We start from the raw sequence: 17,401 nt of genomic DNA on the forward strand, positions 1-17,401 counted from the left end.
CCCCGGCCTCAGGCTATTCTCACGGGTTTTCGCATCGTGACCAACTCTTCCGCCATCGTCGGATGCACCGCACAGGTGCGGTCGAAGTCTTCTTTGGTCGCACCCATCCCTATCGCGATGGCGGCCAGCTGGATCATCTCGCCAGCTTCTGGAGCCACAATGTGGCAGCCCATCACCTTGCGCGTGGCCTGACTGACAATCAGCTTCATCATCACCCGGTCGGCCCGCCCGGCAAACGCCGTCTTCATTGGCCGGAACGCAGTGGAATAAACCTCGATCGGCTCCTGCTCCCGCGCCGCTTCCTCGCTCAGCCCGACCGACCCAAGTTCCGGCCGCGTGAACACCGCCGAGGCAATCAGGCCGTGATCAAAGACCGTAGGCTTGCCACCGAACACCGTATCGGCAAAGGCATGCCCCTCGCGGATCGCAACCGGCGTCAGGTTCACCCGGCCCGTCACATCACCAACCGCAAAGATCGACGGCACCGCCGTCTGGCTGTATCGGTCGACCACGATCTGCCCCTGCCGGCCCAATTCTACGCCCAACCCCTGCAAACCCAGCCCTTCGGTGTTCGGATGCCGCCCCGTGGCATACATCACCAGATCGAACTCGCGGCTCGACCCGTCCGTCGCTACCGCCACGATCCCGGTTTCCGTCTTTTCCAGCCGCAGTACATCCGTACTGCATTGAACGGTGATGCCACTTGCCGCCATCGCCGTGGCGACATGGCCGCGCGCCTCGTCGTCGAACCCGCGCAGGATTTGTGCGCCCCGGTAATACTGGCACACCTCTACGCCCAAACCGTTCAGAATGCAGGAAAACTCCGATGCGATATACCCACCGCCCACCACCAGCGCCCGCTTCGGCAGGCTGGGCAAATGGAACATCTCGTTAGATGTGAGCGCCAGCTCCGCCCCCGGTATTTCCGGCACGAACGGCCGTCCGCCAGTCGCCACCAGAATGTGCCGCGTCCGCAGCGTCTGGCCGTCCGCCAGCCGCACGGTATGCGCATCGACGAGAGTGGCCCGCGCATCGTGGATGGTGACACCGGCATTCGTCAGCGTGGTGCGATAGGCCTTCTCCAGCCGGTCCAGATCAGCCTCCAGCGTCGTGCGAAACCGCGGCCAGTCAAAGCCGCGCACCGTCACGTCCCACCCGTAAGACCGCGCATCCTCCATCGCCTCGGGAAAGCCCGATGCGAACACCATCAGCTTCTTCGGCACGCAGCCCCGGATGACGCAAGTGCCGCCCATCCGGCTTTCCTCGGCCAGACCGACCTTTGCGCCATGCTCGCCGCTGGCGATCCGCGAAGCGCGCACCCCGCCCGACCCGCCGCCGATGACAAATAGATCATAGTCGAAATCGCTCATCCGCCGCCTCGCTTCCTGCGGCCCTTCCATGCACCGTTTTGCGCCGATGTGCCAGCGCCCGCCGCGTCAGTCGAGGTCTGCGAAAATGTTGTCGCTCGCCGCCACCTCGACCGAGGCATCCTCGACCTTGCCGGTGTTGATGTCGCGCACCGTCACTCGCCCGTCGCCATGCCCGATCACCACGATGTCGCAGATGTCGATGAAAAGACCATTCTCCACCACGCCCGGAATCTGGTTCAGCACGAGCGCCAGTTGTCGCGGGTTGCCGATCCGCTTCAACGACAGATCGAGGATATAGTTGTTCTCGTCGGTCTTGACCGGCTTCGATTTGTTCATCCGCAGGGCCACGTCGCGTCCCAGCACGTCCATGCTGAACAGCGTCTCCTCGATCAGCGCCTTGGTGGTCTGCCAGCCAAACGGCACCACTTCCACCGGCAACGGGAATGCGCCAAGCTGAGCCACTTCCTTCGCCGCATCGGCGATCACGATCATCCGGTCCGACGCGGTCGCCACGATCTTTTCCTGCAACAGCGCCGCCCCGCCACCCTTGATCAGGTTCAGGTTCGGGTCGAACTCGTCCGCCCCGTCGATGGTCAGATCCAGCCACTTCACCTCGTCCATCGTGGTGATCGGCACGCCCAATTCCGTCGCCAGTTCTGCCGTCCGGCGCGAGGTCGGCACCCCCACCACCCGCAGCCCCTCGTCCTTCACCCGCTCGGCCAGACAGCGCACCATCCATGCCGCAGTCGACCCGGTGCCAAGCCCCAGCTTCATCCCGTTTTCCACGAAATCCACCGCGCGGCGGGCGGCCACGAACTTGGCCTTGTCGATGGGCGAAAGATCGGCGGGCATCGGCTACCTCCTGCTGTCCCTTCGGGATTACCGCAAACCCCCCGCAAGGGCGAGAGGGTTTTCAGAAGAGCCGCGCGCCAGATCCGGCCAAATCTGCCCTGCGAACCGCTCCGGATCGCCGCCTTTGTCGGCAAGGGGTCGCTTTTCGACCTGACGCGCGGCAAGAAGGGCCGCAGGGTGCGCCTGCCTGGGGAAAGCCGATGTACACACTGCACTACGCACCAGACAACGCCTCGCTCATCATCCGGCTGGTGCTGGACGGTGCCGGCATTCCCTATCGCACCGCCCTCGTGGACCGCAGAACCCGCCAGCAAGACAGCGCCGCCTATCGCGCCCTGAACCCCGCAGGCCTGATCCCGACGCTGATCACACCCCACGGCCCGATCTCGGAAACCGGCGCGATCCTCCTCTGGCTGGCCGACACGCATGGCCTCGGCCCGAAACCCGCCGATCCGGACCGCCTGCCCTTCCTGAAATGGCTGTTCTTCCTGTCGAACACCGCCCACGCCGACCTGCGCCAGATGTTCTACCCGCATCTGTACTGCCCGGTCGAAGCCCACCCCGCCCACGCCGAGATCATGACCGCCCGGATGAACCGCCACTTCGCGCTTCTCGACGAAGCCGCCGCCGAACATCCCGCGCTGTTCGCTCCGCCCCGCCCGCTTTCGGCCTACACGATCACCCTCGCCCGCTGGTGCGTGCTTTACACCGATACCGGCAAACCTTGGTTTTCGCTGGGCAACTACCCACATCTGCAAGCCTTGGCCGAAGCGCAGGAACGCCGCGTCGAAACCCCCGTCATCGCCCGCGCCGAAGGGCTCGGCTCCGCCCCCTTCACCGATCCGCAAGAACCGAACCCACCCGAAGGCAGCGCCCTCTAGGCGCGCCGAACAACAGGACCACCCATGTTCCTTTCCGTCTTCGACATGTTCAAGGTGGGCATCGGCCCGTCGTCCTCGCACACGATGGGGCCGATGGTGGCGGCGGCACGGTTCCTCGCCACCCTCAAGGCCAGCCCGTTCCACGCCCACGGCCTGCGCGCCTCGCTCCACGGCTCCCTCGCCTTCACCGGCGTCGGCCACGCCACCGACCGCGCCACTATCCTCGGCCTCGCTGGGTTCGAACCCGCCACCTACGATGCTGAAAAGGCCGAGACGGTTCTTGCCGCGATCAAGGCAACCCATGTGATCGACGCGCCGGGCATCGGCCCCCTCGCCTTCGATCCCGGCAAGGATCTCCTCTTCGACTACGGTCCCGCCCTGCCGGGCCACGCCAACGGCATGATCCTGAAGGCCACTGACGCGCAGGGCGACGTGATCTTGCAGGAAACCTACTACTCCATCGGTGGCGGCTTCGTCCTTACCGCCGCCGAACTGACCGAAGCCGACGGCGCCAAGGCCAAGGCCCGCGCCGACGTGCCCTACCCGTTCGAAACCGCAGCCGAGATGCTGGAGATGGCCCAGACCTCCGGCCTCACCATCGCTGCGATGAAACGCGCCAACGAACTGAAGTTCCGCACCGCCGCCGAAATCGACGCAGGCATCGCTCGCCTCTGGCAGGTGATGAACGACTGCATCTCGCGCGGCATGCTGGGAACCGGCATCCTCCCCGGCGGCCTCAAGGTGCGCAGGCGGGCCAAGGGCATCCACGACGCGCTCATCGCTGAACGCGGCCTCAACATGACCGCCCCGCACACGATCAACGACTGGATGTCGCTCTACGCCATGGCGGTGAACGAAGAAAACGCCGCCGGCGGCCAGGTCGTCACCGCCCCGACCAACGGTGCCGCGGGCGTGGTTCCCGCCACCTTGCGGTACTACCTCGACCACGTCCCCGGCGCCTCCACCTCCCGCGTGGGCGAGTTCCTCCTGACCGCCGCCGCCATCGGTGGCCTGTGCAAGCACAACGCAAGCATATCTGGTGCCGAATGCGGCTGTCAGGCCGAGGTCGGCTCCGCCGCAGCGATGGCCGCCGCCGGCCTCTGCGCGGTTCTGGGCGGCACCCCCGAACAGGTGGAAAACGCCGCCGAAATCGCCCTCGAACACCACCTCGGCATGACCTGCGACCCTGTCAAGGGCCTCGTGCAGGTCCCTTGCATCGAACGCAACGGCCTTGGTGCCATCAAGGCCGTCTCCGCCGCCTCCCTGTCGCTGAGGGGCGACGGCCAGCACCTCGTAAGCCTCGACGTCTGCATCGAAACGATGCGCCAGACCGGCAAGGACATGCACGAGAAATACAAGGAAACCTCGCTCGGCGGCCTCGCCGTCAACGTGCCGAACTGCTGACCGCACACCCTGCATCCGGCTGGAGTCTTTCCCAAGCCGGATGGCCGCCTGCCAGAGGCGAGAAAATGGCGTGCGCCTGAAAGGCGCTCATCTTCGTGCCCGCAGTTCTGCCCCCACATGTCGCAATCAGGCTGGCGGGGCGCGGCGCTGCAGGCTAGGCAGGGCGCCATGACCGACGACCGCATCCTGCGCGGCATCTTATTGATGCTGGTATTCTGCCTGCTTGCGCCGCTTCTCGACGTGTCGGCGAAACTCGCCGCCGAAGGGGGCATTCCGGTCGGGCAAATCACCACCGCACGGTTCCTCGTGCAGGGCGCGCTGATGCTGCCGGTCGTGCTGTTCATGGGGCTGAGCCTGCGCCTGCCGCGCCGCGCGCTCGGTTTCGTCATCCTGCGCGCGATCTTCCTGATTCTGTCGACCTTCTCCTTCGTCTCGGGCATCGCCGTGATGCCGGTGGCCGACGCCCTCGCCATTGCCTTTGTCGAGCCGTTCATCGTGCTGATCCTCGGCAGCCTGATCTTCGGCGATCATGTCGGCCCGCGCCGCATCGCGGCCTCCGCCGTGGGCTTCGGCGGCGCGCTTCTGGTGATCCAGCCCTCGCTTGCGGTCTTCGGCTGGGTCGCGCTCTGGCCGCTCGGCACCGCCTTCTTCTTTGCCTTCTACATGCTCGTGACGCGGGCGATTTCCGCCTACATGCACCCCGTCACCATGCAGTTCCACACCTCATGGACCGGCCTTCTGATGTGCCTGCCGGTGATGCTGCTGGCTGACGGCACCGGCTGGGCCGAATTCGACCCGGTCTGGCCGCATGGCGTGCTCTGGCTCTGGCTTTTCGGCGTCGGCTTCTGGGCAGCCGTCAGCCACATGTGCATGACCTACGCGCTGACCTACGCGCCCTCCGCCACACTGGCACCGCTGCACTATTCCGAAATCGTGGTCGCGGTGGCGCTCGGCTTCGCAGTGTTCGGCGATTTCCCCAACGCGATGACCTGGGCCGGGATCGCGGTGATCGTCTCCTCCGGCCTCTACATCATCCACCGCGAGCGTCTTGCCGCCCGCGTCAGGCCGCTGCCGTCAGCGCCCTGATCACCGCATCCAGCCGCGCCCGCGGCAAGATCGCCAGCATCCCTGGGCCGTCGAACGACAGCAGCACTTCGCGTCGCACGACCCGGTTCGACGTGCCGATCATCCCGTCCGGCGCAAACCGGATGCCGTCGATCGGCCATTCCAACCCTTCACTCCGCCCCGTGACCGGCGCGAAGGGAAACAGCGACAGCGTATCCCCGAGCTTCAGCGTCAACCGCAGATCGCACGGCGCGGCAAACGCGACATCCTTCGGCCCGATCACGATGCAGCGCTGCCCGGCCCTGCGGATAAGCGTGTTGAACACCGCCAGCCCGTGATCCAGCCGCGCCCCGGCAAAGCCCAGCGCCAGATACAAAGGCGCCTCGACCGACCGCAGCACCTTGTCGAAATCCGTTGTCGCCTGCTCTTCCAGCCGGTGCTGCCGCGATGCAGGGATCTCCGCCAGCGCCGACTCCGACAGCGAATCGAAATCGCCGATCACCGCCTCCGGCATCACCCCGCAGCGCAGCAAAAGGTCCGCCCCGCCATCCGCCGCCACCGCCAACGGCGCGCGTGACAGGCAAAGCTGCAGGTCACGGGCGGAAAATGGCCCACCTCCCACCAACGTGACCGCGTGGGAAGATTGGACAATCGGTGATTTCATGCAAAACTGTATCCAATTAAGGCAGATTTTCTCATTGCTGGCCACAATCCATCCATCAAATTACCCCGGTCTGTCGATGGTATTGCGGCGTGTGGGGTCTAGTACCCGCTAATTTCGGTGAACAAGGGACGTCCGAGCTATGATCGGTGACAGCAAAATCCTGACGGTATCTTACGGCACGTTCAGCTGCACGCTGGAAGGCTTTGACGATCCGCTGAACACGATGAAGGCGATTGCGGAATACTTCCGCGACCTCGCGTCGGACGACCGGTATTTCGGGGCCGAACCTCCCACCCCCGATGCAGCAATGCTGCACCGGATCGCCGAACGCGAAGTCAGCCGTATGGTCGAGGCGCGGGTGCAGGACAACTCGGTCTTCCTGCGCCAGCACGATGCCCCGTCGCAAGTCGCAGCCCCCGTCGCCCCGATCCCCGCCGAAGCCAGGGCCGCTGCTCCGGCCCCCGCTCCCGCTGCCCCGGCCCCCGCTCCCACTGCTCCGGCACCTGCCGCCCCGGTCGCCGAAGCACCTGCGCCCACTGCCGCACCCGTTCAACCCGCCGCAGCCGCACCAGAGCCCGATCTGCCGGTGCTGCATGACGTGATCCCGGGCGGTGTCGCTGCAAAACTGGCGCGCATCCGTCAGGCCGTCAGCTACCACCCCACCCCCGCGCCACAGGACGAAGACCTCGATCTGCCCGAAGCGCAGGAAGCCGCCCCGGTTGCCGAGGCCCCCGCCGAAGCCCCTGCCTTCGACGCGGAAGAAGATTACCTTCTCGAAGACTTCGCCACCGCCAACCTTGCCGCCGAAGACTTCGCCCCCGAAGCCCTCGTCGACGCCGCCGACGCCGACCTTCAGGCCGACATCGCAGCGCAAGCGTCCGTTGAACCGGAACCCGAAGCCGAACCCGAAGCCGAAGCCGAAGCCGAAGCCGACGAAATGCCCGCGCTGGTCCTGACCGACAGCGTCACCGACGAAGACCCCGAAGACACCGCCGGCGTCGACGACATGGTCGCGCGGCTTGGCCTCTTGCTTGGCGACCGCGACGACGCGAACGACAGCGAAGCGGCGGCTCCCGAGCCGATGCTGCTTCTCGCCGATGCCCTGGTGATTGAAGAGGACGACGACACGCTGGAAGACCTCGCCGCACTGGACGGCGTCGCTCTCGACACGGCAGACGACATCATCTTGTCGGTCACTCAGGACGAAGACACCGGCCCCGCCACGCTGGAACCGCTGGCAGACCTTGCCGACCTGAACGACGTCCAGCCCGCCGCGGCCCTCGACGACCTTTACGACGAAGACGAAGCCGCGCCACCGATGGCCGGCGAAGCGACCTTCACCGACGTTTTCGTCGCCGAAACGACGGTCACGGAAACCCTCGTCGAAGAGGATTTCGCCGACCAGGTTCTCGCCTCCGAAGCTACCGCTGAAGATGACGGTGACGCCGACGCCGCGCCAAAACGCGCCAATGCCCGCGTCATCCGCATTCGCCGCGCCGAAGGCGAAGACGGCGACGACGACGTCAGCCCCGCCGATGATCCGACCCGCCCCTTCGACAGCGCGGGCGAAGCGGTGGCCCTGTCGCGCCTGATGCGTCAGGCCGATGACGAGATGGCAGGCGCCGAAAACCGCCGCCGCCTGTCGGCCATCGCCCACCTGAAGGCCGCCGTCGCCGCGACCGAGGCCGAACGCGCCGTGACCGGCGAGGCGCTCACCTCGCCCACCGCCAAGATCGGTCCCTACCTCGACGACCTCGCCCACGCAGTCCAACCCGAAGAGGAAGAGCCTTCCGCCCCGGTGGTCCGCCCGCGCCGCGAAGTCAGCGTGCGCCCGCAACCCACCCAGCGGCCCGGTATCCGCCCCAGCATGATGACCGCCCCGCCCTTGGTGCTGGTGTCCGAACAGCGCATCGACCGCACCCCGCCCGCCGGTCAGCCGATGGTTGCCGTGCGCCCCGGACGTCTGTCGAATGCCATCGGTGCCTCGGCCGCGTCGTCCCATGCACCCGTCGCCGATGACCAGTATGCCGCCGCAATCGCCGAATTCGACGAAGACGAAGATGGCGACACCGACAACATCTTCTCCGATGACGCTGGCTTTGCCGAATTTGTCGAACAGCTTGGCGTGTCCTCGCTGACCGAACGGCTCGAAGCGGCCGCTGCCTACGCCACCATCGTCGAAAACCGCGACAGCTTCACCCGCCCGCAACTGATGCGCCGCCTGACCGCTGGCCCTGCCGGAATCTCGCCCTCGCGCGAAGATGGCTTGCGGTCATTCGGCACGCTACTGCGCACCGGCAAGATCGAAAAGGTCCGTCGCGGCCAGTATACACTGGCCAGCGACTCGCCCTATCTGGCAGAAGCCCGCCGTCTGGCGCTTTAATCGCCGACGACACGCGAGACTTCAGGCGGAGATTTCAGGCGGATGGGGGCTTCCCGTCCGCCTTTTCCTTATCCGGGGCCGCGTCAGGATCAGCCTGACCGATGCCCGTGAAGATGAACTTGAACGGCAGCATCCACAAGAACCCAAGCGCCACGTAGATCACCAGCTCCAGCCAGATCGCCGGACGCTCCAGCCAATCCACCAGATTGACCGCCACCACCACGTATATCGGCATCCCGATCAAAAGGATCACCAGCGCCCAGCGCCGCCGGGCCTTGTAACTCAACGCCATCGCCTGCCCCTCAGTCCGCGAACGGGTCGGTCACGAGGATCGTGTCGTCCCGCTCGGGCGAGGTGGAAAGTAGCGCCACCGGGCACTGGATCAACTCTTCGATCCGCCGCACATACTTGATCGCCGCGCCCGGCAGGTCGGCCCATGACCGCGCCCCGGCGGTCGTTTCCGACCAGCCTTCCATTTCTTCGTAAACCGGCGTGCAGCGGGCCTGTTGGTCGGCAGCCGTCGGCAGGTAGTCCAGCCGCACCCCGTCCAGATCGTATCCCACACAGATCTTCAGCGTCGGAAACCCGTCCAGTACATCAAGCTTGGTCAGGGCAATGCCCTTCACCCCGCTTGTCACGCAGGTCTGCCGCACCAGCACCGCATCGAACCAGCCGCAGCGGCGCTTGCGCCCTGTAACGGTGCCGAACTCATGCCCCCGCTCGCCCAGCCGCTCGCCATCGGCGTCATGCAGCTCCGCCGGAAACGGCCCTTCGCCGACGCGTGTGGTATAGGCCTTCACGATGCCCAGCACGAAATCAATCGCCCCCGGTCCCATCCCCGAGCCGGTCGCCGCCTGCCCTGCGATCACGTTGGAACTGGTGACAAACGGATAGGTGCCAAAGTCGATGTCCAGAAGCGCTCCCTGCGCGCCCTCGAACAGGATGCGCTTGCCCCCCCGCCGCGCCTCGTGCAGCACCTTCCAGACCGGCTTGGCATAAGGCAGCACCTGCGGCGCGATCTCGCGCAACTGCGCCAGCAGCGCGTCACGGTCGATCGGCGCGATCCCAAGCCCCTGCCGCAGCGCATTGTGATGCACCATCAGCCGATCGACCCGCAATTCCAGCGTCGCCGCATCGCCAAGGTCGGCCACGCGAATGGCCCTGCGGCCCACCTTGTCCTCATAGGCAGGCCCGATCCCGCGCCCGGTGGTGCCGATCTTGGCGACCGAGGTCTGGTTTTCGCGCGCCCGATCCAACTCGCCATGCACCGGCAGGATCAAGGGCGCGTTTTCCGCGATCATCAGATTGTCGGGCGAGATGTCCACGCCCTGCCCGCGCAACTTGGCGATCTCGGTCACCAGATGCCAGGGGTCGACCACCACGCCATTGCCGATCACTGAAAGCTTGCCGCCCCGCACGATCCCCGATGGCAACAGGCTCAGCTTGTAGACCGTGTTGCCGATCACCAGCGTGTGGCCCGCGTTGTGGCCACCCTGAAACCGCACGATCACATCGGCGCGTTCCGACAACCAGTCGACAATCTTGCCCTTGCCCTCATCGCCCCACTGGGCACCCACGACGACGACATTGGCCATTGCATTCCTCCACCGGTGAACCGCCAGCCGTATATCCGGCGACGGGCCCCGGCGAAACCCGATTCCGCGCCCGGCGGTGGGCGAAAATGAAACGGGGCGCACCGTGACGGCACGCCCCACAAACTCAGCGCAGCGACCTGGCGCCTCAGAAGGCCGAGGTCAGGGCAGCGTTGAACGCGCCATGCCGCGGGTTCAGGACAGAATCCGCCACCGAATTCATCGGCAGCATCGGCCCCTTGGCACCCAGCGGGAAACTTACGCCCAGCCGCACGGTATCCAGATCAGTGCTCGACCCACCGCTTGAAAGCTCGGTCCGCGCCAGTTCCAGCGACACTGTCGACGACACCCCCGTCATCGCGCCAAAGTCATAGCCGATCCCAAGACCCATGCTGTCAAAGCCAAGCCCGTCCACCCCGCCGGACAAAATGTCGGACTGGCTGATCCCGCCGAACACGATAATTGCATCGGTCGCCGCATAGCTCGCCGCAAGTCCCGTGAAATCAATCTCCGCCTCGCTGCCGCTTTGCGACAGGTCGGCCTTCAGATAGGCCGCGCCCAGCTTCAGCCCGGCAACGGCCGTATACCCCACCGTCAGACCCTTGTTTTCGACGTCAAAACCGAAAAGCGCCGGGCTCAGCGAGCTTTGGCCCATAAAGGCCTCCACATCCAGACCGGCGTTCTCGTAACCCGCCGTGATCCCATTCGTCTTCAGCGTCAGGTCTATGGGTGATCCGTCCGGCGCGAAGGAAAGCTGTTCGGCAAACGCGCCAACCTTGAAGCCACCGGCAAAGCGGTAGCCGCCGTCCAGCCCGATGAACTCGCCGCCCAAGCCGCCAAGGCCACCGTCAACATCCATGTCAATCTTGCCGGCCTGCACCCCAAAGGTGAAGCCGTTGCCGAAATCCACGTTCATGCGTCCATCAAGGCCGCGCTGCGTCATGTCTTCGGAAAAGTCTCCGCCATCGGTGGTCCCGTAGCTCAGGGTCAGGCCGCCAGTGATCGTCTGGGCCGACGCGGCGCCCGGAACGGCCAGAACCGCCAGCACCAGGCAAAGGTTGGATTTCATGATGCTCTCCTCGAAAAACGGAGCGCTTTGTGCGCTCTCTGTCGCGTTAACCTTTTAACCGAATTGGCGGACTCTCGCCATTCCCCGGCGCCGCTCCGCGCTCCGCTGTGACGTGTATAACGCAACGAACATTATCCGGCCCCCTCTCGCCCACCTCCAGAAACCATTTTGTAAACAGCAAGATGTGGCTATACCTAGGCCAGCGGTAACCATCAGGGAACAGGCTATGGGCATCCTTCTTCGCTGGTTAGGCGCGTTTCTTCTGCTCGTCCTGATCTTCAACCCAACGCAAGTGAACTTCGTGAACTGGGCGCGGGCGAACTGGATTGACCAGATGCCACTGATCGTGTTCCTCGGCCTCATCCTCGGCGTTGTGATGATGGTCTACCTTGTCGCCACCATGCGCTCCATCGGGCTGATCGGCGCGGTCGTCATCGGCGCGATCTTCGCGGCCGGCCTTTGGGTGCTGACCGATTGGGGCCTCCTTGCCCTTGGCAACTCCGACCTCACCGTCTGGCTTGCCATCCTCGTGCTGTCGGTGATCCTCGGCCTCGGCATGTCATGGTCGATCCTGCGCCAGCGCCTTACCGGGCAATCGTCGGTGGACGAGATCGAGGGCTGACACATGTTCCTCTACATGACATTGGGCACCAACGACCTTGCCCGCGCCGCGCGGTTCTACGATGCGGCCCTTGCCGCCCTTGGCATCGTCCGGCGCTTTTCTGATCCTGATGAGGTCGGCTACAGCCATCCGTCAGATGCCGAAATCCGGTTCTGGGTCAACCATCCCTTCGACGGCAAGCCCGCAACGGTCGGCAACGGCTCGATGCCTGCGCTCATCGCCACCAGCCGTGCCGCAGTAGATGCGTTCCACGCCGCGGCTTTGGCCAACGGCGGCACCGATGAGGGCGCGCCAGGCTTGCGCCCTTATGGTGCGTCCTTCTACGCCTGCTACGTCCGCGACCCTGACGGCAACAAGCTCAGCGCGGTTTGTCAGGCGGATGCATGATCTGCCTGCGGCCGGTTACAGCAAATCCCTTGCGGGCAACCCCGCTTGCCCATAGATAGGCGCCCGTAGCTGCCGGAAAGCATCCATGGAAAACGTCGTCCTTACCGTCCACCTCATTCTCGCCCTGCTTCTGATCGGCGTCGTGCTGCTGCAGAAGTCGGAAGGCGGCGGGCTTGGCATGGGCGGCGGTGGCGGCGCGGTTTCAGCACGGGGCGCGGCCACCGCGCTGACCAAGCTGACCTGGATCTTCGCGACCGGCTTCATCATAACCTCGATCACCCTGACCATCCTCGCCACGCGCGGCGCTGACAGCGGGTCGGTCGTCGATGCGCTTGCCCCTGCCAGCACCGAAGCACCGGCCACCGAACCGGCCAAGGGCGGCCTCAGCGGGTCTGATCTCCTGCCGCCGACGGCGACCGACGCCCCGGCCGCACCGCCTCGCGCTGACGGCGCCGCAACAGATGGTGCGCCCGCAACCGATGGCGCAACCACCGGCGGCACGGCACCCGCGACCCCGCCCGCCACCAATCCCTGACGCACAACACGTTGCTGACCATCCGGCCCGATCCGCATAATCTAGCGGTGCCGGTTGCCTATTCCTTGCGGCTTCGCTATATCCCAAATCCCGTGGTGCTGCGATTCCACCGACCCCGAATCGCCTGACAAAACACGGGAGCCCCCATGGCGCGCTATATCTTCATCACCGGCGGCGTGGTGTCTTCCTTGGGCAAGGGCCTCGCTTCCGCAGCCCTCGGCGCGCTTCTTCAGGCCCGTGGCTACACCGTCCGCCTGCGCAAGCTTGACCCCTACCTTAACGTCGATCCCGGCACGATGTCGCCCTTCGAACATGGCGAGGTGTTCGTCACAGACGATGGCGCCGAAACCGATCTCGACCTGGGCCACTACGAACGCTTCACCGGCGTGTCCGCCCGCCAGACCGACAGCATCTCCTCCGGCCGCATCTACTCCAACGTGCTGGAGAAAGAGCGTCGCGGCGATTACCTCGGCAAAACGATCCAGGTCATTCCCCACGTCACCAACGAGATCAAGGATTTCCTCCGCATCGGTGATGCCGAGGTTGACTTCATGCTCTGCGAAATCGGCGGCACGGTAGGCGACATCGAAGGCCTGCCATTCTTCGAGGCGATCCGCCAGTTCATCCACGAACGCCCGCGCGGGCAATCCATCCTGATGCACCTTACGCTGCTCCCCTACCTCGCGGCCTCGGGCGAACTCAAGACCAAGCCCACCCAGCACTCTGTCAAGGAACTGCAGTCCATCGGCCTTGCTCCCGATGTCCTCCTTCTGCGCTCCGAACACCCGATCCCGGACAAGGAGCGTGAAAAGATCGCCCTCTTCTGCAACGTCCGCAAGGAACACGTGATCCCCGCCTATGACCTGAAAACGATCTACCAGGCCCCGCTCGCCTACCATCAGGCGGGCCTTGATCAGGCCGTGCTCGACGCTTTCGGCATCACCCCGGCCCCCAAGCCGAACCTCGCCCGCTGGGAAGACGTGATGGACCGCCTGACCCACCCCGAAGGCGAAGTCCGCGTTGCCATCGTCGGCAAATACACCCAGCTGGAAGACGCCTACAAATCCATCGCCGAGGCGCTTACCCACGGTGGCATGGCAAACCGCACCAAGGTCCGCGCCGAATGGATCGACGCCGAGATCTTTGAGCGCGAAGACCCCGCCCCCTACCTTGAAAACTTCCACGCCATCCTCGTTCCCGGCGGCTTTGGCGAACGCGGTACCGAAGGCAAGATCAAGGCCGCCCGCTACGCCCGCGAAAAGAACATCCCCTACCTCGGCATTTGCCTTGGCATGCAGATGGCGGTGATCGAGGCCAGCCGCAATCTGGCAGGCCTGCCCGACGCAGGCTCCGAGGAGTTCGACCACGAGAAAGGCGCCAAGCGCTTTACACCCGTCGTCTATCACCTCAAGGAATGGGTGCAGGGCAACCACGTCGTCCAGCGCAAGGCCGGCGACGACAAGGGCGGCACCATGCGCCTCGGCGCCTACACCGCCGCGCTGAAGGAAGGCTCGCACGTCGCCCGGATCTATGGCACCACGACCATCGAGGAACGCCACCGCCATCGCTACGAGGTTGACATCGCTTACCGCGAGAAACTGGAATCCTGCGGCCTGATTTTCTCGGGCATGTCGCCCGACGGCAAACTGCCCGAAATAGTCGAGGTGAAGGACCACCCGTGGTTCATCGGCGTTCAGTTCCACCCCGAACTGAAATCCAAACCCTTCGCCCCCCACCCCCTGTTCGCCGATTTCGTCCGCGCAGCAGTCGAAGGCGCGCGGCTGGTCTAGGGCCGTCGCACCTTGACCAACAGGTTTGGCATTCGGAACGCCGACCAAGGGCGTTTCCAAGGGTCACGAACACAGACCAGAACCCAACTCGGCTTTCCGTCCTGCCAGACGCGGCTGCCGGACTACAGGTGCAACAGGGGCGGCCTCCGAAGGCAAGCCGCGCCCTCCCAGTTGACAGCGAAAAAGTCAGCTGTGCTCATCCAGACGCTCCAGCACCAGCATGTCCGGGCTCGCGTCCACGCAATGTCCTTCAATCTCGACCTTCATCTTCTCACCGGTCCAAAGCGGATCAGTACCCTCGATGGCATACTTCGCGATCAGGTCCGGCGATGCCTGGGTGCTGTTCTCGGCGTGAATCCATGCCAGAACCTCGTTCGCAACTTCCAGACGCGCCACAGAATCGAGCGCGGTAAAATCGCCGCACGTCAGCGTCGGAAAATCCACGGCACCGGCCGCAGGCACGACACCGCAAGAAAGTAAGGCCATGGCTGCGACGGTTCCCATGAAGGCCTTCATGCCGTCCTCCCGCGCCATTCGGCAAAAACGCTGCATGGTGCTTGCCACCCTGCCTGTCCCAAACATCCGCTTCCAGAATTGATGCCCATCAACACAACCAGCAATACCTGCAACGCCATGTCGGCGGCTGCCTGAACCCATGTGAAAAAGGCACGGCCTCCGAACGGAAGCCGCGCCTCGGTTGCCCCCAGCGACGAAATCAGGAGTGCTCTTTCAGACGGTCCAGCACCAGAACATCGGCGCTGGCGTCAGAGCAGTGGCCTTCGATCTCGACCTTCATGGTGTCACCGTCCCATTGGATGTTGGAACCTTCGATCGCGTATTTTGCAATCAGTTCTTCCGGCGCTTGGGTGCTGTTCTCCGCATGAAGCCATTCCAGCAGATCGGCCGCCGCTGCCTTGCGCGCAGCGCCGTCCAGAGCAGTAAAGCTGCCGCACGTCATCGACGGAACATCCACCCCAGCGACCGCAGGCAAGGCCGCGCCCGACAGCAAGGCAACGGCTGCAACCGTTTTCATCAAGGTTTTCATTTCATACTCCTTAAATGCTCACATACAGCGCCACGCGGCGCGCACCTCCCTTCTTATGGAAGCCCACCGCTTTCCGAATTGATGGCCGTCAATACAACCGACAATAATCACAGCGCCAGCGTCTGCACCCGGTCGCAACAACATCCCTTCTGGAAAATCGCGCCACACCGCCAACACCGATATGGACACCGCCACCGCCCGCTGAGATCATCCGGCTCCGATCCCTCCCCGCAAGGTCAACCGATGCCCCTTTCCTTCGTCGTGATGGCCTACAATCAGGAACGCTACATCGCAGACGCGGTGGCCGCCGCCTTCGCGCAAGACCACCCGGACCTTGAGATCGTCCTGACTGACGATTGCTCGACCGATGCGACCTTCGCGATCATGCAGGACATGGCATCAGCCTACACCGGGCCGCACCGCATCATCCTCAACCGCAACGACCCGAACCTCGGCCTGATCGGGCACGTCAACCGCCTGTTCAGCCTCGCGACCTCAGATTACCTGATCTACGCCGCCGGCGACGACATTTCCGAACCCCACCGCGCTCGCGCCATCGCCGAGGTCATCGCCCGCGACCGCCCGCTCCTCATCCATTCCAACGTCACAGACATGGACGAGGCGGGCGTGCCGTTTGAAAAACAACGCGAGCGGACGCGTCACGAGGCTCTGGAAGCCAAAAACCTGCCCGAACTGGCCCGCGCCATGTCGCATGCCCTAGGGGCCTCCTGCGCATGGCATCGCGACCTTTATGATCGCTTTGGCCCGATCACGGAAACTGGCCTCTATGAAGATCAGGTATTCCTGTTCCGCGCCCGGCTGATCGGCACGGCTTCCTACATTGACGACCGTCTCCTGCGCTATCGCCGTGGGATCGGCATCTCGTTCGGTTCCAAGAACGACGCGTTGAAAAAGCTGAACATCGACATCGCAATCCTCCGCCAGCGCACCCTCGATTGCCAGAAGGTCGCGCCCGACCGCGCCGATATCCTGAAATCGCTGCGCAAGAAGCTGGACAAACGCCTCGCCGAACGCGACGCCCTCATCGCCGGGGCGTCACCAGAGGCTTAGCCCACCATCCCCATCATCGCCGGCTGCACCTCGTGCCAGCCTTCCCACATCATCTTCAGCGCGACGTAGAAGATGATCGCAAGGCCGACATAGGCGATCCAGCGATACCTGCTTAACAACTGCGCGATGAACGACGCGGCAAACCCCATCAGCGCGATCGACAGCACCAGCCCGATCACCAGCACCGTCGGATGCTCGCGCGCGGCCCCCGCAACCGCCAGCACGTTGTCCAAGCTCATCGACACGTCCGCGACCACGATCTGCGTCGCGGCCTGCGCAAAGGTCTTGCGCGGCGCGCCCCCGGCCACGGTGCCATCGGCATTCAGGTCGCGGTTGGTAAGCGCCTCCTCGGCTTCGGTTTCCGCGGCGTGACCGTTCTGCAGCTCGCGCCACATCTTCCAGCATACCCACAACAGCAGGATGCCCCCAGCCAGCAACAGCCCGGTGATCGCCAGAAGCTGCGTGGTGATCAGCGCGAACCCGATCCGCATCACCGTCGCCGCGATGATCCCAACAAGGATCGCCTTCGCGCGCTGGTCCTTCGGCAGGCCTGCGGCCGCAAGCCCGATCACGATGGCGTTGTCGCCCGCCAGCACCAGGTCGATGCCGATAACCTGCAAGAGCGCATAGAAGCCCTCTGTGGTGAAGATTTCCATCTCGCCCCCGTTTGA

At 64.6% G+C, this 17,401-nt stretch carries 18 protein-coding genes; 9 read left to right on the top strand and 9 right to left on the bottom strand.

Translation table 11 applies throughout. From position 1 onward, the window contains the following. Positions 1-8: 8 nt before the first annotated feature. Together gor and rpiA are read right to left on the bottom strand one after the other, a co-directional pair. Entirely contained in the window at positions 9-1,370 is a 1,362-nt protein-coding gene (gene gor / locus ACROUL_RS15830; protein WP_431300415.1) for a glutathione-disulfide reductase, read from the bottom strand. 66 nt (positions 1,371-1,436) lie between these two features. Then, positions 1,437-2,222 carry a ribose-5-phosphate isomerase RpiA gene (gene rpiA, locus ACROUL_RS15835; RefSeq protein ID WP_431300416.1) on the bottom strand — a complete coding sequence of 262 codons (786 nt, stop codon included), beginning with the start codon at positions 2,220-2,222 and terminating at the stop codon, positions 1,437-1,439. A 200-nt stretch (positions 2,223-2,422) separates the two neighbouring features. Between rpiA and ACROUL_RS15840 the strand changes: the two genes are divergently transcribed. The 3 genes from ACROUL_RS15840 (at position 2,423) to ACROUL_RS15850 (ending at position 5,593) form a co-directional block, all read left to right on the top strand. Continuing rightward, positions 2,423-3,103 carry a glutathione S-transferase family protein gene (locus ACROUL_RS15840; protein WP_431300417.1) on the top strand — a complete coding sequence of 227 codons (681 nt, stop codon included), beginning with the start codon at positions 2,423-2,425 and terminating at the stop codon, positions 3,101-3,103. A gap of 24 nt (positions 3,104-3,127) precedes the next feature. Next, on the top strand, positions 3,128-4,507 hold the full coding sequence (locus ACROUL_RS15845; RefSeq protein WP_431300418.1) for an L-serine ammonia-lyase: 1,380 nt from the start codon (positions 3,128-3,130) through the stop codon (positions 4,505-4,507). Between the two features lie 168 nt (positions 4,508-4,675). Then, positions 4,676-5,593: a DMT family transporter gene (locus ACROUL_RS15850; RefSeq protein ID WP_431300419.1), complete on the top strand. Its 918-nt coding sequence runs from the start codon at positions 4,676-4,678 to the stop codon at positions 5,591-5,593. Here the strand turns inward: ACROUL_RS15850 and ACROUL_RS15855 are convergent. Continuing rightward, positions 5,568-6,236: a thiamine diphosphokinase gene (locus ACROUL_RS15855; RefSeq protein ID WP_431300420.1), complete on the bottom strand. Its 669-nt coding sequence runs from the start codon at positions 6,234-6,236 to the stop codon at positions 5,568-5,570. The genes ACROUL_RS15850 and ACROUL_RS15855 overlap by 26 nt on opposite strands. 139 nt (positions 6,237-6,375) lie before the next feature. Here ACROUL_RS15855 and ACROUL_RS15860 point away from each other — a divergent pair, with 139 nt between their 5' ends. Then, the gene (locus ACROUL_RS15860; RefSeq protein WP_431300421.1) at positions 6,376-8,619 is read left to right on the top strand and encodes a hypothetical protein; all 2,244 of its coding nucleotides are present in this window, start codon (positions 6,376-6,378) and stop codon (positions 8,617-8,619) included. 34 nt (positions 8,620-8,653) lie between these two features. Here ACROUL_RS15860 and ACROUL_RS15865 read toward each other — a convergent pair whose 3' ends face one another. From ACROUL_RS15865 to ACROUL_RS15875, 3 genes are all read right to left on the bottom strand, one after another. After that, entirely contained in the window at positions 8,654-8,911 is a 258-nt protein-coding gene (locus ACROUL_RS15865; protein WP_431300422.1) for a DUF2842 domain-containing protein, read from the bottom strand. A gap of 10 nt (positions 8,912-8,921) precedes the next feature. Next, positions 8,922-10,214: an adenylosuccinate synthase gene (locus tag ACROUL_RS15870; protein WP_431300423.1), complete on the bottom strand. Its 1,293-nt coding sequence runs from the start codon at positions 10,212-10,214 to the stop codon at positions 8,922-8,924. 145 nt (positions 10,215-10,359) lie between these two features. After that, positions 10,360-11,280 carry a hypothetical protein gene (locus ACROUL_RS15875; RefSeq protein WP_431300424.1) on the bottom strand — a complete coding sequence of 307 codons (921 nt, stop codon included), beginning with the start codon at positions 11,278-11,280 and terminating at the stop codon, positions 10,360-10,362. Positions 11,281-11,506: 226 nt separating this feature from the next. On the opposite strand from ACROUL_RS15875, the gene ACROUL_RS15880 reads away from it, so the two are divergent. The 4 genes from ACROUL_RS15880 (at position 11,507) to ACROUL_RS15895 (ending at position 14,614) form a co-directional block, all read left to right on the top strand. Then, positions 11,507-11,902, top strand: a complete 396-nt coding sequence (locus tag ACROUL_RS15880; protein ID WP_431300425.1) for a DUF6524 family protein — start codon at positions 11,507-11,509, stop codon at positions 11,900-11,902. A gap of 3 nt (positions 11,903-11,905) precedes the next feature. Next, positions 11,906-12,289 carry a VOC family protein gene (locus ACROUL_RS15885; RefSeq protein WP_431300426.1) on the top strand — a complete coding sequence of 128 codons (384 nt, stop codon included), beginning with the start codon at positions 11,906-11,908 and terminating at the stop codon, positions 12,287-12,289. A gap of 85 nt (positions 12,290-12,374) precedes the next feature. Then, positions 12,375-12,824: a preprotein translocase subunit SecG gene (gene secG / locus ACROUL_RS15890; RefSeq protein WP_431300427.1), complete on the top strand. Its 450-nt coding sequence runs from the start codon at positions 12,375-12,377 to the stop codon at positions 12,822-12,824. 146 nt (positions 12,825-12,970) lie between these two features. Then, complete coding sequence (locus ACROUL_RS15895) at positions 12,971-14,614, top strand: CTP synthase (protein ID WP_431300428.1); 1,644 nt, start codon at positions 12,971-12,973, stop codon at positions 14,612-14,614. 186 nt (positions 14,615-14,800) lie between these two features. On the opposite strand, the gene ACROUL_RS15900 is transcribed toward ACROUL_RS15895, so the two are convergent. Further along, positions 14,801-15,130, bottom strand: a complete 330-nt coding sequence (locus ACROUL_RS15900; RefSeq protein ID WP_431300429.1) for a hypothetical protein — start codon at positions 15,128-15,130, stop codon at positions 14,801-14,803. Positions 15,131-15,329: 199 nt separating this feature from the next. Further along, entirely contained in the window at positions 15,330-15,659 is a 330-nt protein-coding gene (locus ACROUL_RS15905; RefSeq protein ID WP_431300430.1) for an HdeA/HdeB family chaperone, read from the bottom strand. Positions 15,660-15,902: 243 nt separating this feature from the next. Between ACROUL_RS15905 and ACROUL_RS15910 the strand changes: the two genes are divergently transcribed. Continuing rightward, positions 15,903-16,730 carry a glycosyltransferase gene (locus tag ACROUL_RS15910; protein ID WP_431300431.1) on the top strand — a complete coding sequence of 276 codons (828 nt, stop codon included), beginning with the start codon at positions 15,903-15,905 and terminating at the stop codon, positions 16,728-16,730. Here the strand turns inward: ACROUL_RS15910 and ACROUL_RS15915 are convergent. Then, the gene (locus tag ACROUL_RS15915; protein ID WP_431300432.1) at positions 16,727-17,386 is read right to left on the bottom strand and encodes a TerC family protein; all 660 of its coding nucleotides are present in this window, start codon (positions 17,384-17,386) and stop codon (positions 16,727-16,729) included. The genes ACROUL_RS15910 and ACROUL_RS15915 overlap by 4 nt on opposite strands. Between the last annotated feature and the right edge of the window lie 15 nt (positions 17,387-17,401).

The organism is Tabrizicola sp. BL-A-41-H6 (assembly GCF_050632395.1).
Taxonomy (GTDB): Bacteria; Pseudomonadota; Alphaproteobacteria; order Rhodobacterales; family Rhodobacteraceae; genus JAUYQR01.

What these genes read in the sequence shown, in the direction of transcription:
- gor (WP_431300415.1), bottom strand. Translation starts at nt 1,370, where the DNA reads ATGAGCGATTTCGACTATGATCTATTTGTCATCGGCGGCGGGTCGGGC.
- rpiA (WP_431300416.1), bottom strand. Translation starts at nt 2,222, where the DNA reads ATGCCCGCCGATCTTTCGCCCATCGACAAGGCCAAGTTCGTGGCCGCC.
- ACROUL_RS15840 (WP_431300417.1), top strand. Translation starts at nt 2,423, where the DNA reads ATGTACACACTGCACTACGCACCAGACAACGCCTCGCTCATCATCCGG.
- ACROUL_RS15845 (WP_431300418.1), top strand. Translation starts at nt 3,128, where the DNA reads ATGTTCCTTTCCGTCTTCGACATGTTCAAGGTGGGCATCGGCCCGTCG.
- ACROUL_RS15850 (WP_431300419.1), top strand. Translation starts at nt 4,676, where the DNA reads ATGACCGACGACCGCATCCTGCGCGGCATCTTATTGATGCTGGTATTC.
- ACROUL_RS15855 (WP_431300420.1), bottom strand. Translation starts at nt 6,236, where the DNA reads ATGAAATCACCGATTGTCCAATCTTCCCACGCGGTCACGTTGGTGGGA.
- ACROUL_RS15860 (WP_431300421.1), top strand. Translation starts at nt 6,376, where the DNA reads ATGATCGGTGACAGCAAAATCCTGACGGTATCTTACGGCACGTTCAGC.
- ACROUL_RS15865 (WP_431300422.1), bottom strand. Translation starts at nt 8,911, where the DNA reads ATGGCGTTGAGTTACAAGGCCCGGCGGCGCTGGGCGCTGGTGATCCTT.
- ACROUL_RS15870 (WP_431300423.1), bottom strand. Translation starts at nt 10,214, where the DNA reads ATGGCCAATGTCGTCGTCGTGGGTGCCCAGTGGGGCGATGAGGGCAAG.
- ACROUL_RS15875 (WP_431300424.1), bottom strand. Translation starts at nt 11,280, where the DNA reads ATGAAATCCAACCTTTGCCTGGTGCTGGCGGTTCTGGCCGTTCCGGGC.
- ACROUL_RS15880 (WP_431300425.1), top strand. Translation starts at nt 11,507, where the DNA reads ATGGGCATCCTTCTTCGCTGGTTAGGCGCGTTTCTTCTGCTCGTCCTG.
- ACROUL_RS15885 (WP_431300426.1), top strand. Translation starts at nt 11,906, where the DNA reads ATGTTCCTCTACATGACATTGGGCACCAACGACCTTGCCCGCGCCGCG.
- secG (WP_431300427.1), top strand. Translation starts at nt 12,375, where the DNA reads ATGGAAAACGTCGTCCTTACCGTCCACCTCATTCTCGCCCTGCTTCTG.
- ACROUL_RS15895 (WP_431300428.1), top strand. Translation starts at nt 12,971, where the DNA reads ATGGCGCGCTATATCTTCATCACCGGCGGCGTGGTGTCTTCCTTGGGC.
- ACROUL_RS15900 (WP_431300429.1), bottom strand. Translation starts at nt 15,130, where the DNA reads ATGAAGGCCTTCATGGGAACCGTCGCAGCCATGGCCTTACTTTCTTGC.
- ACROUL_RS15905 (WP_431300430.1), bottom strand. Translation starts at nt 15,659, where the DNA reads ATGAAAACCTTGATGAAAACGGTTGCAGCCGTTGCCTTGCTGTCGGGC.
- ACROUL_RS15910 (WP_431300431.1), top strand. Translation starts at nt 15,903, where the DNA reads ATGCCCCTTTCCTTCGTCGTGATGGCCTACAATCAGGAACGCTACATC.
- ACROUL_RS15915 (WP_431300432.1), bottom strand. Translation starts at nt 17,386, where the DNA reads ATGGAAATCTTCACCACAGAGGGCTTCTATGCGCTCTTGCAGGTTATC.